The 13316-nt window shown below is 67.3% G+C and carries 16 protein-coding genes; 4 read left to right on the plus strand and 12 right to left on the minus strand.

The annotated features are described in order from the left end of the window. Window positions 1-7: 7 nt before the first annotated feature. The 4 genes from QT17_RS02825 to QT17_RS02840 all read right to left on the minus strand — a co-directional run bounded on the left by QT17_RS02825 (window position 8) and on the right by QT17_RS02840 (window position 3252). Complete coding sequence (locus tag QT17_RS02825; RefSeq protein ID WP_039455986.1) at window positions 8-883, minus strand: cation diffusion facilitator family transporter; 876 nt, start codon at window positions 881-883, stop codon at window positions 8-10. Then, window positions 884-2359 (minus strand): lysine--tRNA ligase, encoded by a 1476-nt coding sequence (gene lysS / locus QT17_RS02830; RefSeq protein WP_039455989.1) that lies wholly within the window; start codon window positions 2357-2359, stop codon window positions 884-886. Further along, entirely contained in the window at window positions 2356-2826 is a 471-nt protein-coding gene (locus tag QT17_RS02835; RefSeq protein ID WP_039455992.1) for a GreA/GreB family elongation factor, read from the minus strand. Before QT17_RS02835 ends, lysS begins: the two co-directional genes overlap by 4 nt. A gap of 63 nt (window positions 2827-2889) precedes the next feature. Then, window positions 2890-3252: a hypothetical protein gene (locus QT17_RS02840; protein ID WP_039455994.1), complete on the minus strand. Its 363-nt coding sequence runs from the start codon at window positions 3250-3252 to the stop codon at window positions 2890-2892. Between the two features lie 59 nt (window positions 3253-3311). Between QT17_RS02840 and QT17_RS02845 the strand changes: the two genes are divergently transcribed. Beyond that, on the plus strand, window positions 3312-4145 hold the full coding sequence (locus QT17_RS02845) for an IS982 family transposase (protein WP_039454941.1): 834 nt from the start codon (window positions 3312-3314) through the stop codon (window positions 4143-4145). A 9-nt stretch (window positions 4146-4154) separates the two neighbouring features. On the opposite strand, the gene QT17_RS02850 is transcribed toward QT17_RS02845, so the two are convergent. The 6 genes from QT17_RS02850 to QT17_RS02875 are packed head-to-tail and all read right to left on the minus strand — an operon-like array spanning window position 4155 to window position 8500. Beyond that, window positions 4155-4553, minus strand: coding sequence for a diacylglycerol kinase family protein (locus QT17_RS02850; protein ID WP_152607315.1), 399 nt, complete (start codon window positions 4551-4553; stop codon window positions 4155-4157). Further along, entirely contained in the window at window positions 4508-4927 is a 420-nt protein-coding gene (gene ybeY / locus QT17_RS02855) for an rRNA maturation RNase YbeY (RefSeq protein WP_039455999.1), read from the minus strand. The genes QT17_RS02850 and ybeY overlap by 46 nt, the downstream gene beginning before the upstream one ends. Continuing rightward, window positions 4905-5900 (minus strand): PhoH family protein, encoded by a 996-nt coding sequence (locus QT17_RS02860; RefSeq protein WP_039456002.1) that lies wholly within the window; start codon window positions 5898-5900, stop codon window positions 4905-4907. Before QT17_RS02860 ends, ybeY begins: the two co-directional genes overlap by 23 nt. Beyond that, entirely contained in the window at window positions 5864-6256 is a 393-nt protein-coding gene (locus QT17_RS02865; RefSeq protein ID WP_039456005.1) for a hypothetical protein, read from the minus strand. Before QT17_RS02865 ends, QT17_RS02860 begins: the two co-directional genes overlap by 37 nt. Further along, the gene (floA, locus tag QT17_RS02870; protein WP_039456008.1) at window positions 6253-7230 is read right to left on the minus strand and encodes a flotillin-like protein FloA; all 978 of its coding nucleotides are present in this window, start codon (window positions 7228-7230) and stop codon (window positions 6253-6255) included. The genes QT17_RS02865 and floA overlap by 4 nt, the downstream gene beginning before the upstream one ends. Before the next feature lies 1 nt (window position 7231). Next, window positions 7232-8500: a nodulation protein NfeD gene (locus QT17_RS02875; protein WP_152607316.1), complete on the minus strand. Its 1269-nt coding sequence runs from the start codon at window positions 8498-8500 to the stop codon at window positions 7232-7234. 43 nt (window positions 8501-8543) lie between these two features. On the opposite strand from QT17_RS02875, the gene aroE reads away from it, so the two are divergent. The 3 genes from aroE to polA are packed head-to-tail and all read left to right on the plus strand — an operon-like array spanning window position 8544 to window position 12400. Further along, window positions 8544-9344, plus strand: coding sequence for a shikimate dehydrogenase (aroE, locus tag QT17_RS02880; RefSeq protein WP_039456015.1), 801 nt, complete (start codon window positions 8544-8546; stop codon window positions 9342-9344). Beyond that, on the plus strand, window positions 9335-9904 hold the full coding sequence (locus tag QT17_RS02885; protein ID WP_152607317.1) for a YigZ family protein: 570 nt from the start codon (window positions 9335-9337) through the stop codon (window positions 9902-9904). Before aroE ends, QT17_RS02885 begins: the two co-directional genes overlap by 10 nt. A gap of 3 nt (window positions 9905-9907) precedes the next feature. Beyond that, a complete protein-coding gene (gene polA / locus QT17_RS02890; protein WP_039456017.1) occupies window positions 9908-12400 on the plus strand; it encodes a DNA polymerase I in 2493 nt (830 codons plus the stop codon). On the opposite strand, the gene QT17_RS02895 is transcribed toward polA, so the two are convergent. Both QT17_RS02895 and QT17_RS02900 read right to left on the minus strand, forming a co-directional pair. Beyond that, the gene (locus QT17_RS02895) at window positions 12397-12657 is read right to left on the minus strand and encodes an AzlD domain-containing protein (protein WP_039456245.1); all 261 of its coding nucleotides are present in this window, start codon (window positions 12655-12657) and stop codon (window positions 12397-12399) included. The two genes, polA and QT17_RS02895, sit on opposite strands and share 4 nt — an antisense overlap. After that, window positions 12654-13286, minus strand: a complete 633-nt coding sequence (locus QT17_RS02900) for an AzlC family ABC transporter permease (RefSeq protein ID WP_039456247.1) — start codon at window positions 13284-13286, stop codon at window positions 12654-12656. The genes QT17_RS02895 and QT17_RS02900 overlap by 4 nt, the downstream gene beginning before the upstream one ends. Window positions 13287-13316 lie beyond the last annotated feature (30 nt).

The following is a 13316-nucleotide window of genomic DNA, read 5'->3' on the forward strand; positions in this document are numbered from 1 at the left end:
CGGGCCCTTAGTTGCCCAACTCTTTGCGCTCCTTTTCGGGCTCCACGTGGATGGTGACCACCAGGCCGGGGAACTCCTTTTCCAGGGCCCGTTCCAGCTCGTCGCAGAGCCGGTGGGCTTCCTCCACGGTCATGGACCCCGGCACCACCAGGTGGAACTCCAAAAAGGCCCGGTTTCCCGCCTTGCGGGTTTTGAGGTCGTGGACCTCGAGGGCCCTTCCCCCCAAGGCCTCGGCGATGGTTTTTCGGATCCGGCTCACCTCCGCCGGGGAGAGCCCCTCATCCATAAGCCCTCCCACGGACTGGCGCACCAGGCGGAAGCCCATGAGGAGGATGTCCCCCGCCACCAAAAGGGCCAGCAAGGGATCCAGCACCCATAACCCCGTGGCCCACGCAAGGCTTACCCCGGCGAGAACCCCCACGGAGGTGAGCACGTCGGAAAGCACGTGGTAGCCGTCAGCGGTGAGGGCGGGGGAGCGCAGGCGCCTCCCCTGGCGGAGGAGGTGCCAGGCGAGAAGGCCGTTGATCAGGGAGGCCAAGAGGCTGACCAGGAGGCCCGGTCCCAGGTCCCCTAGGGGCCTGGGATGAAGGAGGCGGGGGATGGATTCCTTGGCGATGAGAAAGGCGGCCAGCACCACCAGGACTCCCTCCAGCACCGCGGAGAAGTATTCGGCCTTGCTGTGGCCGAAGGGGTGGGTTTCGTCGGGAGGACGCTGGGCGAAGCGGATGGCCAGGAGGGCGAGAAGCGCCCCGGCCACGTTCACCAGGGACTCGAGGGCGTCCGAGAGCAGGGCCACCGAGCCCGTGAGAAGGTAGGCGAAGGCCTTGATCCCCAAGACGAGGAGGGCGACGACGAGGCTCAACCGGGCGGCGTTTTCGGCCATCTAAACCCCTCCTTCCACCGCCTCCTTCTTGGGCTTGAGGAGGGGGAAGAGGAGGACGTCCCTTAGAGAGGGCTGGTCGGTGAGGATCATGGCCAGGCGGTCCAGGCCCAGGCCAAGCCCCGCCGCCGGGGGCATGCCGTACTCCAGGGCCAAGAGGAAGTCCTCGTCGGGCTCGGGGGCCTCCTCGTCCCCTTCCTTGCGCCTTCTGGCCTGCTCCAAGAAGCGCTCCCGTTGGTCCAAGGGATCGTTGAGCTCGGAGTAGGCGGGGGCGAGCTCCATCCCGGCGGCGTAGAGGTCCCACCGCTCCGTGAGGCCGGGCGCTTCCCGGTGGCGCTTGGCCAGGGGGCTGATGGCCAGGGGGAAATCGAAGACGAAGGTGGGGTCTTGCAGGTGGGGCTCCACGTAAAGGCCAAAGAGTTTGTCCAGAAGCTTGTAGCTGGGGACCTGGGCCAGTTCGGGGTGGTGGGCGTCGGCCCAAAGCCTTAGGCGCTCCAGGTCCAGGGGGTCAAAGGGAAGGCCCGCTTTCTCCTTCAGGGCCTCCACGAAGGAGATGCGCCTGAAGGGCGGCTTGAAGTCCAGCACCCGCCCCTGGTAGGGGACCTGGTAGCTGCCGAAGAGGTGGAGGACGAGGCCGGAAAGGAGCTCCTCCACCAAGGCGGCCATGTCCTGGTAGTCGGCGTAGGCCCAGTAGGCCTCCAGCATGGTGAACTCGGGGTTGTGGTTGTGGTCAATGCCCTCGTTGCGGAAGTTGCGGCCGATCTCAAAGACCTTTTCAAAGCCTCCCACCAGAAGCCGCTTGAGGTAGAGCTCCAGGGAGATGCGCAGGTAGAACTCGTGGTCTAGGGCGTTGTGGTAGGTCTTGAAGGGCCTGGCCTCGGCGCCCCCCGTGGTGGGCTGGAGGATGGGGGTTTCCACCTCCAGGAAGCCCCTTTCCTCAAAGAAGCGGCGGATGTAGCGCACCATGGCGGTGCGCCGCCGGAAGACCTCCCGCACCTCGGGGTTGACGATGAGGTCCAGGTAGCGCTGGCGGTAGCGCACCTCCTTGTCCCTTATGCCGTGCCACTTGTCCGGGAGGGGGTGGAGGCTTTTCACCAGGGGGGTCCAGGAGTGGACCTTGACCGTGACCTCCCCCGTTTTGGTGGTGAAGAGGGTGCCCTTCACTCCCAGGATATCCCCCACGTCCAGCTTCTTCAAAAGCTCGTACTGGGGAGTGAGGTCTTTTTGGAAGTAGAGCTGGATCTTTCCGGTTTCGTCCAGGAGGTGGGCGAAGGTGACCTTGCCCATCCGCCTCAGGGCCACGAGGCGCCCCGCCAGGGAGACCTCTTCCGGCCACTCCGTTTCCGGGGGGGCGCCGGCTTTGGCCTTTAGGATTTCCTGGGCGCTGTGGGTCTTGGGGTAGCGGTAAGGGTAGGGGGCGAAGCCCGCCTCCACCAGGGCTTCCAGGTTGAGAAGGCGCTGACGCGTCTGCTCGTTCATGCGTGTACCGCCACCACGCGGAACTCCTTCTTGCCCTTGGGGGTTTCCAGCGCCAGCACGTCCCCCACCCGGTGGCCCAGGAGGGCCCTGCCCATGGGGGAGGCGTCGGAGATCTTCATGGGGGTTTCCAGGACGCTGGCCTCGGCGGGGGAGACCACCTGCACCTCCAGGCGCTCCCCGGTCACGGGGTCTTCCAGCTCCACCACGGAGCCCAGGCCGATGACCTCGGTGGTGGCCTCCTCAAGGATCACCGCCCGGGAAAGGACGTCCTCCAGGGAGTCAATGCGGGCCTCAATGCGGGCCTTCTCCTGCTTGGCCGCCTCGAGGCCGGAGTCGTCGTAATCGTCGGAGGATTCCATGAGCTCTTGCAGGATCTTGGTGGCCTCCTGCAGGCGCTGTCGCTCTTGCTCCAGCTGTTTCATGAGCCGCTCGTAGCCGGCCTTGGTTAGCTTCACCTCGCGCGCCATAGCTCACCTCGTAAGTCATGGAGGCCGGCCAAAGCCGACCTCCTTGGCCCAAGGGCCCCCTTCTCAGGTGAGTATACCGCGAAGGAGGATTTCCCTCAAACGCTCCGGTTCGGCGTGGCTGGCGCAGGAGGCGGTGTCCAGGCAGAGGACCAGGTAGCGCAAATGGGTGTCCTTGCCCCCCACCGGGTGGCGGAAGAAGCCCAAAGCGCTTCCCGAGAGGTGGCGGTGGCAGGCCTCGCACACCTGGGGGCCGTGGGCGGCGCCGGGGAGGGGTTCCAGTTCCAGGCGGAGCTCCGGGGGGCCCTTTTCCAGGATCACCACCCGGCCCTCCGCGTCCCGGTAGTAGAGGATCTCCCCCAAGGGGAGGAGTTCAGGGGAGGTGCCCGGGAAGAGCTCCAGGATCATCTCCCGCTCTTCGTGGTCCATGGCCTTAGCTTAACCCAAGTTGCTACCTATCCCCTGGATCTGAAAAAATAGTGGCCGCTATGCTTTCCCGTCTCATAGCGGCCTTTTGCATTATAGACGACGCCCTGCAAGCCATGGGCTACAAGGATGACCCCCAAGCCAAAACGCCCGCCTCCGCCATCCTCACCCTCGCCCTCCTTGCCGCCCTAGAGTTCGGCGGCAAGCACAACAAGGCCCTGGCCCTCGCCAAAGACCTCGGCCTCTTCACCCACGTCCCCTCCCCAAGCCGCTTCAACCGCAGGCTCCACGCCCTCTACCCCCTCCTTCTCCCCCTCCTCCACCTCCTGGCCCAGGTCTGGAAGCACCTCCACCAGGCCCAGGCGTATGCCTTGGACACCTTCCCCCTCCCCGCCTGCGAGAACATCCGCGCCCCCCGCTCCCGCCTCTTCCCGGACAAGGCCTACCGCGGCTTCATCCCCAGCAAGCGGGTCTACTTCCACGGCCTCAAGCTCCACCTCCTGGTGGACGACGGGAAGTTCGTCCACGAGGTGAACCTGACCCCGGGGAGCTTCCACGACCTCGCTTCGCTTCTCCTCCTTCCCCTGGACCTTCCCGAGGGGGCGGAGCTCTACCTGGACCGGGGGTACGAGAGCCATCTGTACGAGGACCTCCTCCGGGAGGCCCAGGAGGTTGTTCCCATGGTCATCCGCAGGAGGAACAGCCGGCGGTATCTCCCTTGGATGCAGTACCTGGCCATCGTGGGGCGGAGGGTGGTGGAGACGGTGGGGAGCATGCTCCATCACCTCTTCCCCAGGCGCATCCACGCCGTGACCCAGGAGGGTTTCGTCATCAAAGTTCTCACCTTCGTCCTGGCCCATAACATCAGTCTCCTGACCCAGAAGATGGCTGGGTAGCAACTTGGGTTAGCTTAGCCCAAGGCGGGCGAGGAGGGGGGGCAGGAAGAGCCATAGCCCCACGAGGAGGGCGAGGAGGCTGGCCAGGAGGACCGCCGCCGCCGCCGTGTCCTTGGCCCGCTTGGCCAAGGGGTGGTAGACGGGGCTTGCCAGGTCGGTGAGGGCCTCGAGGGCGGTGTTCACGAGCTCCAAGGAGAGGACCAGGGCCACGAGGAGGAGGACGGGCACTGGGTTCACCCCAAGCCAGAGGGCCAAGCCCACCGCCAAAAGGCCCAAGAGGACCTCAATGCGGAAGTTCCGCTGCACCCGCCAGGCGTAGGCCAGGCCCTCCCAGGCGTAGCGAAAGGAGCGCACCACCCCCTTTAGAGGGCGAGGATCCTCTCTTGGACGCGGCGGAACCCTTCCCAATCCTCCTCCTTCTGGTGGTCGTGGCCCAAAAGGTGCCATAGCCCATGGGCCGCCAGGACCAAGACCTCCTCCTCCAGGGGGGCGCCCCGGGCCTCCGCCTGGCGCCTGGCGGTGTCCAGGCTGATCCAGATATCCCCCAGGTGGGGAGGGATGAAGGGGTCCCCGGGCTCGTAGTGGGGGAAGGAGAGGACGTCCGTGGCCTCGTCTTCCCCCCACCAGGTGCGCTTGAGCGCCCTAAGGCGGCGGTCCCCGGAGAGGATTACCGTCACCGCCTTGTCCCCCACACCGAGCTCCTCCATGAGGGCGGCGAGGGCGCGGCGGAGCCTGGGCCTAAGGCCCTTGGGGGGACGCTTATTGGCTACGATCTCCACCACGCTCGGCTTCCTCGTACGCCTTGATGATGCGGGCCACCAGGGGGTGGCGCACCACGTCGGATTCCTTGAAGTAGATGAAGGCGATGCCCTCAATCCCCCGGAGGATGCGGGTGGCCTCAATGAGCCCCGACTTTTGGTGCTTGGGCAGGTCAATCTGGGTCACGTCCCCGGTGATGACCATCTTGGAGGAGAAGCCCATGCGGGTGAGGAACATCTTCATCTGCTCCGGGGTGGTGTTTTGCGCCTCGTCCAGGATGATGAAGGCGTCGTTCAGGGTGCGCCCTCTCATGAAGGCCAAAGGGGCCACCTCAATGATGCCGGCCTGCAGGTACTGCTCAAAGCGCTCGGCATCGATCATGTCAAAGAGGGCGTCGTATAGGGGCCTGAGGTAGGGGTCCACCTTGGCCTGGATGTCCCCCGGCAAAAAGCCGAGCTTTTCCCCCGCCTCCACCGCCGGCCGGGTGAGGACGATGCGCTTCACCCGCCGCGCCTTGAGGTGGCTCACCGCCATGGCCACCGCCAGATAGGTCTTGCCCGTGCCCGCAGGCCCGATGCCGAAGGTGATGTCGTGCGTGGCGATGGCCTCCACGTAGCGCTTTTGCCCCGGGGTCTTGGGGCGGAGGCGCCCCGGGAGGGCGAGCTCGGTTTCCGGGGTGGTGGCCTGGTAAAGGCCCTCCCCCCCTTGCGCCAGGGCCACCGCCTGTTCCAGGGTGGGCTCGTCCAGCTCGGCCCCTTGCCGGAGGAGGGCCAAGAGGTCCCTTACGACCCGCTCCGCCACCGCCACCGCCTCGGGGTCGCCGGAGAGCTCCACCTGCTCCCCCCGCGCCACGAGCTTGAGCCGGTCGCCAAAGGCCTCCCGGAAAAGCGCCCTTAACTTTTTCAAGTTCCTGTCCGCTTGGCCCAGGAAGGCCAGGGTTTCCTCGGGTTTTAGGGGAACTACAAGCCTTTGGGCTTCTTCAGGATTTCGTGCCATATCACCCCTTTGAGCAAGCTCTCGCGGTCCGTGGTAAGAAGGCGTTTCTTCGCGGGTTTTGCCTTGGCTGCCTCCCCCACCTCCTCGCGGAAGCGGGCTTCCAGGCGCTCCCGCTCGGGGCTTGGGGCCCGTTCCAGGCTCTGCCCTTCCCGGGAAGGAGGGGGGCTTGGGGGGAGGGCGGGTTTGGGCTTCGGCTTGGGTTTGGGCCTGGCCTTGGGTCGGGGAAGGGGCTCGGGCAGGGGCAGGTCCTCGGGGAAGCTTGGGGGGGTGGCGGGGGCGCGCCTCAAACCCTGCAGGGCGGGGATCACGACGAAGAAGAGGAGGAAAAGGAGGCCCAGAAGGTCGTCCAGGCTCATTCCTCACCCTCGGGTTTGGCGGCGCGGCTGATGGACTCCCGCATGTCCGTGTCCGCCTCAATGTTCTTCAGGCGGTAGTAGTCCATGACCCCCAGGTTGCCCTTGCGCAGGGCCTCCGCCAGGGCCAAGGGCACCTGGGCTTGGGCCTCCACCAGCTTGGCCCGCATGGCCTCCACCAGGGCCCGGTTTTCCTGTTCCGCCGCCACGGCCATGGCCCGGCGCTCCTCCGCCTTGGCCTGGGCGATCTTCTTGTCCGCCTCCGCCTGGTCAATCTGGAGTTGCGCCCCGATGTTCTTACCCACGTCCACATCGGCGATGTCCACGGAGAGGATCTCAAAGGCGGTGCCGGCGTCCAGGCCCTTTTCCAGGACGGTTTTGGAGATCCGGTCGGGGTTTTCCAGGACCTCCTTGTGGGAGTTGGCGCTGCCGATGGTGGTGACGATGCCTTCCCCCACCCGGGCGATGATGGTTTCCTCCCCGGCCCCGCCCACCAGGCGGTCAATGTTGGCCCGCACCGTGACCCGGGCGGTGGCCAGGAGTTGGATGCCGTCCTTGGCCACGGCGGCCACCATGGGGGTCTGGATCACCTTGGGGTTCACGGAAACCCGCACCGCCTCCAGCACGTCCCGCCCCGCCAGGTCTATGGCCGCCGCCCGGTCAAAGGTGAGCTTGATGCCCGCCTTGTCGGCGGCGATGAGGGCGTCCACCACCCGGTCCACGTTGCCCCCCGCCAGGTAGTGGGCCTCGAGGCGGTCCAACCGCACGTCCAGCCCCGCCTTGGTGGCCTTGATGAGGGGATAGATGATCTTGGCCGGGGGCACCCGCCTCAGGCGCATGGCCACCAGGGTCAAAAGGGGCACCCGCACCCCCGCCGCCCAAGCCGAGATCCAAAGCCCTACCGGGATGAAGCTAAAGAACAAAAAGACGAAGACGAGGACCAGAAAGGCCAGAAAGAGCACGCCGAGTCCTTCCATGCTATTCCTCCAATGGCTCCACCAGCACCGTGGGCCCCCGCACCTCCACCACCCGGATGCTCGTCCCCTTGGGGATGAAGCCGCGGTGGGCCACCACGTCCACCCGCTTAACGCCAAACCGCCCCACGCCCCCCGGGCGGAGGTCGGTGAGGGCGATTCCCACCGAGCCCACCTCCACCACCTCCTCCGTGGCGTGCTCGGCGATGGCGCTCTCCAAGACCAAGGCCCGGGCGGGCCGGGTCCTCGGCAGGTAGCGGAAGACCACCAGAAGGCCAAGCCCCAGGGCGATCACGGCGATGGCGATGACCAATAGGGCGTTTTCCCCGAAGGTGAAGTAGACGGAGGCCAGGATGGACCCCACCCCCAAGGCCCCGGCCAGGCCGAAGCCGGGGAAGAGGAAGGCCTCCGCCAGAAGGAGGGCCACCCCCAGGAAGAAGAGGAGGAGCTCAAAGGCCCCGGAAAGCCCCGCCAGCCACCCCCCGGCGAAGTAGAGGGCCAAGAAGGCCAGGCCCAAGGCCCCCATGACGCCAAACCCCGGGGTGAAAAGCTCCAGGAGGAGGAGAAGAAGCCCTAGGGCGAGGAGGAGCCCCGCCACGGTGGAACTCGTGAGGAAGCGGGCCACCTGCACCCTGGGCCCTGGTTCCAGGCGCTCCACTTCCCGGCTGAAACCCGCTTGGCTGAGGGCTTCCGCCAGGCCTGCCGCCTTGAAGTCCGCCACCTTGAGCTCCACCGCCTTGTCGGCGGAGAGGGTGAGGGGCTCGCCCTTGGCGGAAAGCCCCGGGACCTCCACGCTTGGGTCCACCATGGCCTCGGCCAGCTCCACGGGCCGCCCCCTGGCCTCGGCCACGGCGCGGAACTTGCCCTTGAGGGCGGAAATCACCTTCTGGTCCGCCGCCTGGGGCTGGCCCAGGGGTGGGGCCACCAGGGGCAAAGCGGCCCCGATCTCCGAGCCGGGGAGCATGGCCATCTGGCGGCAGGCGAGGGCGATGAGGGCCCCGGCGGAGAAGGCGTTTTGCACCACGGCCAGGGTGGGAAGGGGGGTTTGCAGGATGCGGTCGGCCATGCGGATGGCGGCGTCCACCCGCCCGCCGGGGGTGTCTATGAGGAAGGCCACCCCGCTCGCCCCTTCCCGCTCCGCCCGGGAAAGGGCCTCTTCCACGAAGACCGCCAAGGCCGGGTCAATCTCCCCCTGGATGGGGATGAGGTAGGTCTTCCCCAGGGCCAGGGGGAGCAGTAAGGCTAGGGCCAAAAGCCTTTTCACCGCCCTCATTCTATACGGGCTTGGCGGGCGGGTGTGGGCTATCCTAAAAAGGATGCTGCGCTTCTCTGTCCTGGGCCATCCCGTGGCCCACTCCCTCTCCCCGGCCATGCACCGCCACGCCCTGGAAAGCCTGGGGCTAAGGGGGAGTTACGAGGCCCTGGACACCCCCTTGGAGGCCTTGCCCCGCCGCTTGGAGGAGGTGCGGCGGGACTTTCGCGGGGTGAACCTCACCATTCCCCTCAAGGAAGCGGCTTTGGGCCTTTTGGACTGGGTTTCGCCGGAGGCCCGCGCCATCGGGGCGGTGAACACGGTGCTGAACCTTCAGGGGCGGCTTTTCGGCTTCAACACCGACGCCCCCGGCTTCCTCGCCGCCTTGGAGGCGGGGGGGATCCCCCTAAAGGGTCCCGCCCTGGTCCTGGGGGCGGGGGGCGCGGGGCGGGGGGTGGCCTGGGCGCTAAAGGAGGCGGGCCTGGAGGTCTGGGTTTGGAACCGCACCCCGGAGCGGGCCGAGGCCTTGGCGGAGGCCTTCGGCCTGAAGGCGGTGCCCCTGGCGTGGGCCAAGAAGGCGAGGCTTCTCGTGAACGCCACCCGGGTGGGCCTGGACGAGCCCGAGGCTACCCCCCTGCCCCCGGAGTACCTCCCCGAGGAGGGGGCGGCGGTGGACCTGGTCTACCGGCCCCTTTGGACCCGCTTTTTAAAGGAGGCCCAGGCCCGGGGGCTACAGGTGCAGACCGGGCTTCCCATGCTGGCCTGGCAGGGGGCCCTGGCCTTCCGCATCTGGACCGGCCTCCTCCCCGACCCCAAGGGGATGGAGGAGGCGGCCTTGAGGGCCTTGGGGGAGCCGTGCGCCTGACCCTGGTTGAACCCGTGGTGTACGAGGAAACCATACAGAAGAGCCGCTTCATCGCCAAGGCGGCCCCGGTGGCATCGGAGGCGGAGGCCCGGGCGTTCTTAGAAAGGAGCCAGGAAGAGGCGGCCACCCACAACTGCTTCGCCTACAAAATCGGCCCCCTTTACCGCTTTTCCGATGACGGGGAGCCCGCGGGAACGGCGGGAAAGCCCATCCTCCACGCCCTCGAGGCCCAAGGGCTAGACGGGGTGGTGGTCTTGGTGGTGCGCTACTTCGGGGGTGTAAAGCTGGGGGCCGGGGGATTGGTGCGGGCCTACGGGGGGGTGGCGGCGGAGGCGCTCAGGCGGGGGACGAAGGTGCCCTGGGTGGAGTGGGTGGAGGCCACCTTCCTCGTCCCCTTCCCCGAGCTCGGCCGGGCCTACCCCTTGGTGCGGGACAAGGTGGTGGGGGAAAGCCACGCCCCCGAAGGGGTCCTCCTTCGCCTCCGGCTTCCCAAGGAGGCCCTCCCTTCCCTGGAGGAGGCGCTTCGGGAGGCCACCCGGGGGAAGGCCCGTAGAATGTGAGGGATGCTTCCCCTCTTTGAGCCCAAGGGCCGGGTGCTCCTGGTGGACGGGCACCACCTGGCCTACCGCAATTTCTTCGCCCTAAAAGGGCTCACCACGAGCCGGGGCGAGCCGGTGCAAGGGGTTTACGGCTTCGCCAAAAGCCTCCTCAAGGCGCTCAAGGAGGATGGGGACGTGGTGATCGTGGTCTTTGACGCCAAGGCCCCTTCCTTCCGCCACGAGGCTTACGAGGCCTACAAGGCGGGCCGGGCCCCCACCCCGGAGGACTTTCCCCGGCAGCTCGCCCTCATGAAGGAGCTGGTGGACCTTTTGGGTTTGGAGCGCCTCGAGGTCCCGGGCTTTGAGGCGGACGACGTCCTGGCCACCTTGGCCAAAAAAGCGGAACGGGAAGGCTACGAGGTCCAGATCCTCACCGCCGACCGCGACCTCTTCCAGCTCCTTTCCCCGCGGATCTCCGTCCTCCACCCCGAGGGCCACCGCATCACCCCGGAGTGGCTTTGGGAGAAGTACGGCCTGCGCCCGGAGCAGTGGGTGGACTTCCGCGCCCTGGCCGGCGACCCGTCCGACAACATCCCCGGGGTGAAGGGGATCGGCGAGAAGACCGCCCTTAAGCTCCTTAAGGAGTGGGGAAGCCTGGAAAATCTCCTCAAGAACCTGGACCAGGTGAAGCCCGCCTCCGTGCGGGAGAAGATCCTGGCCCATCTGGAGGACCTGAAGCTTTCCCGGGAGCTTTCCCGGGTGCGCACGGACCTCCCCTTGGAGGTGGACTTCAGAGGTCGGCGGGAGCCGGATTGGGAAGGGCTCAAGGCCTTTTTGGAGCGGCTGGAGTTTGGAAGCCTCCTCCACGAGTTCGGCCTCTTAGAAAGCCCCCTCCCGGCGGAGGAGGCCCCATGGCCCCCCCCGGAAGGGGCCTTCCTGGGCTACCGCCTTTCCCGGCCCGAGCCCATGTGGGCGGAGCTTTTAGCCCTGGCCGCCAGCGCCCAAGGCCGGGTCTACCGGGCGGAGGACCCTCACGGGGCCTTGCGGGGCCTAAAGGAGGTGCGGGGGCTTTTGGCTAAGGACCTCGCCGTCGTGGCCCTGCGGGAGGGCTTGGACCTTCCCCCCACGGACGACCCCATGCTCCTCGCCTACCTCCTGGACCCCTCCAACACCACCCCAGAGGGCGTGGCCCGGCGCTACGGGGGGGAGTGGACGGAGGACGCCGGGGAGCGGGCCCTTCTGGCGGAGCGGCTTCACGCCAACCTTCTTGGGCGCCTTCAGGGCGAGGAGAGGCTCCTTTGGCTCTACGAGGAGGTGGAAAAGCCCCTCTCCCGGGTCCTGGCCCACATGGAGGCCACGGGGGTCAAGCTGGACGTGGCCTACCTGGAGGCCCTTTCCCTGGAGGTGGCGGCGGAGATGCGTCGGCTCGAGGAGGAGGTCTTCCGCCTGGCGGGCCATTCCTTCAACCTGAACTCCCGCGACCAGCTGGAAAGGGTTCTCTTTGACGAGCTCGGGCTTCCCCCCATCGGCAAGACGGAGAAGACGGGAAAGCGCTCCACCAGCGCCGCGGTGCTGGAGGCCCTGCGGGAGGTCCACCCCATCGTGGACAAGATCCTTCAGTACCGGGAGCTGGCCAAGCTTAAGGGTACCTACATTGACCCCCTGCCCGCCTTGGTCCACCCCAAGACGGGGCGGCTCCACACCCGCTTCAACCAGACGGCCACGGCCACGGGCCGCCTTTCCAGCTCCGACCCCAACCTGCAGAACATCCCCGTGCGCACCCCCCTTGGCCAGAAGATCCGCAAGGCCTTCGTGGCGGAGGAGGGCTGGCGCCTGGTGGCCTTGGATTACAGCCAGATTGAGCTTAGGGTCCTCGCCCACCTCTCGGGGGACGAGAACCTCATCCGCGTCTTCCAGGAGGGCCGGGACATCCACACCCAAACGGCCAGCTGGATGTTCGGCCTGTCGGCGGAGGCCATAGACCCCCTCATGCGCCGGGCGGCCAAGACCATCAACTTCGGCGTCCTTTACGGCATGTCCGCCCACCGCCTTTCGCAGGAGCTGGGGATCCCTTACGAGGAGGCGGCGGCCTTCATTCAGCGCTACTTCCAAAGCTACCCCAAGGTGAAGGCCTGGATTGAAAAGACCTTAGAGGAGGGCCGGACCCGGGGCTACGTGGAAACCCTTTTCGGCCGCAGGCGCTACGTGCCCGACCTCAACGCCCGGGTGAAGAGCGTGCGGGAGGCGGCGGAGCGCATGGCCTTCAACATGCCCGTGCAGGGCACCGCCGCCGACCTGATGAAGCTGGCCATGGTGCGGCTCTTCCCGCAACTTAGGGAGGTGGGGGCCCGGATGCTCCTCCAGGTGCACGACGAGCTCCTGCTGGAGGCCCCCAAGGAGCGGGCGGAGGAGGTGGCCGCCTTGGCCAAGGAGGTGATGGAGGGCGTTTGGCCCCTGGCGGTGCCCTTGGAGGTGGAGGTGGGCATCGGGGAGGATTGGCTTGCCGCCAAGGGCTAGAAAAGGGCGTAGGCCGCCATCCCCAGGAGGACGCTAAGCCCCAGGTGGCGGGAAAGCCGCCAGGTGAGGAAGACCACCCACAGGGCGGCCAGGGTCTTGGCCCACAGCCAAGAAGGGGGCGGCCCGAAGGCGGAAACCAAAAAGAGCGCCACCACCAAGGCGGGCCCCGCCTGGTCCGGGGAAGGGCCCCTTTCCCCCAGCCAGGGCAGGTAGCGGAGGAGAAAGGTGCCCAGGGCCAGAACCAGGATGGGGGTCAAGGCCGCCTCCACAAGAAGCCCAAGACCCCCGCCAGGACAAGCCCCCAGGCGGTCTGGCCCAGGAGGTGGAGGGCGAAGGCCAAGAGCCCAGCCCCCAGGGCCACGGGGTTTCGCAAATGGGGCAGGGCGAGGAGCAAAAAGAGGGCGGGCAAGGCGAAGGAAAGGGCCTCCCCCGCCCCGGGAAGCCCCTTGAGCCGCGCGGCGCCGAAGGCGCCCAAGGAGGTTCCCAGGTTCCAGGCCAGGTAAGCGCCGAGGCCCAGGCCCAGGAAAAACCCGGCGCGGGCGGCTTGGGGCAGGCCGGGAAGGAACTTTAAGGCTACGGCGAAGACCTCGTCGGTGAGGAAGAAGGCCAGGAGGGGATGGCCCTTCAGGTAAGGCCTTAGGGCGGGTCCGTAAAAGGCGTGGCGCAGGTTGAGGAGGAGGGCCACCCCTGCGGCGAGCCAGGGCGAGGCGCCTTCCGCCAGGAGGCCGAGGAAGGCGAACTGACTCGCCCCGGCGAAGACCAGGAGGGAAAGGAGCTGCACGGCCAAAGGGGCAAGCCCCGCGCCCGCCCCGGCCATGCCGAAGGCCACAGCCACGGGGAAGTAGCCCAAGGCCACGGGCCAGGCGGCGAGGAGCCCCTGGCGCAGGGGGCTTGGCGTGGGCGAGGGAAGAGCGGC

The sequence above is a fragment of the Thermus sp. 2.9 genome (assembly GCF_000794385.1).
GTDB lineage: Bacteria > Deinococcota > Deinococci > Deinococcales > Thermaceae > Thermus > Thermus thalpophilus.

Excerpts from the sequence above, each read along its gene's own strand:
- QT17_RS02825 (WP_039455986.1), bottom strand. The coding sequence starts at position 883 with ATGGCCGAAAACGCCGCCCGGTTGAGCCTCGTCGTCGCCCTCCTCGTC.
- lysS (WP_039455989.1), bottom strand. The coding sequence starts at position 2,359 with ATGAACGAGCAGACGCGTCAGCGCCTTCTCAACCTGGAAGCCCTGGTG.
- QT17_RS02835 (WP_039455992.1), bottom strand. The coding sequence starts at position 2,826 with ATGGCGCGCGAGGTGAAGCTAACCAAGGCCGGCTACGAGCGGCTCATG.
- QT17_RS02840 (WP_039455994.1), bottom strand. The coding sequence starts at position 3,252 with ATGGACCACGAAGAGCGGGAGATGATCCTGGAGCTCTTCCCGGGCACC.
- QT17_RS02845 (WP_039454941.1), top strand. The coding sequence starts at position 3,312 with ATGCTTTCCCGTCTCATAGCGGCCTTTTGCATTATAGACGACGCCCTG.
- QT17_RS02860 (WP_039456002.1), bottom strand. The coding sequence starts at position 5,900 with ATGGCACGAAATCCTGAAGAAGCCCAAAGGCTTGTAGTTCCCCTAAAA.
- QT17_RS02865 (WP_039456005.1), bottom strand. The coding sequence starts at position 6,256 with ATGAGCCTGGACGACCTTCTGGGCCTCCTTTTCCTCCTCTTCTTCGTC.
- floA (WP_039456008.1), bottom strand. The coding sequence starts at position 7,230 with ATGGAAGGACTCGGCGTGCTCTTTCTGGCCTTTCTGGTCCTCGTCTTC.
- QT17_RS02875 (WP_152607316.1), bottom strand. The coding sequence starts at position 8,500 with ATGAGGGCGGTGAAAAGGCTTTTGGCCCTAGCCTTACTGCTCCCCCTG.
- aroE (WP_039456015.1), top strand. The coding sequence starts at position 8,544 with ATGCTGCGCTTCTCTGTCCTGGGCCATCCCGTGGCCCACTCCCTCTCC.
- polA (WP_039456017.1), top strand. The coding sequence starts at position 9,908 with ATGCTTCCCCTCTTTGAGCCCAAGGGCCGGGTGCTCCTGGTGGACGGG.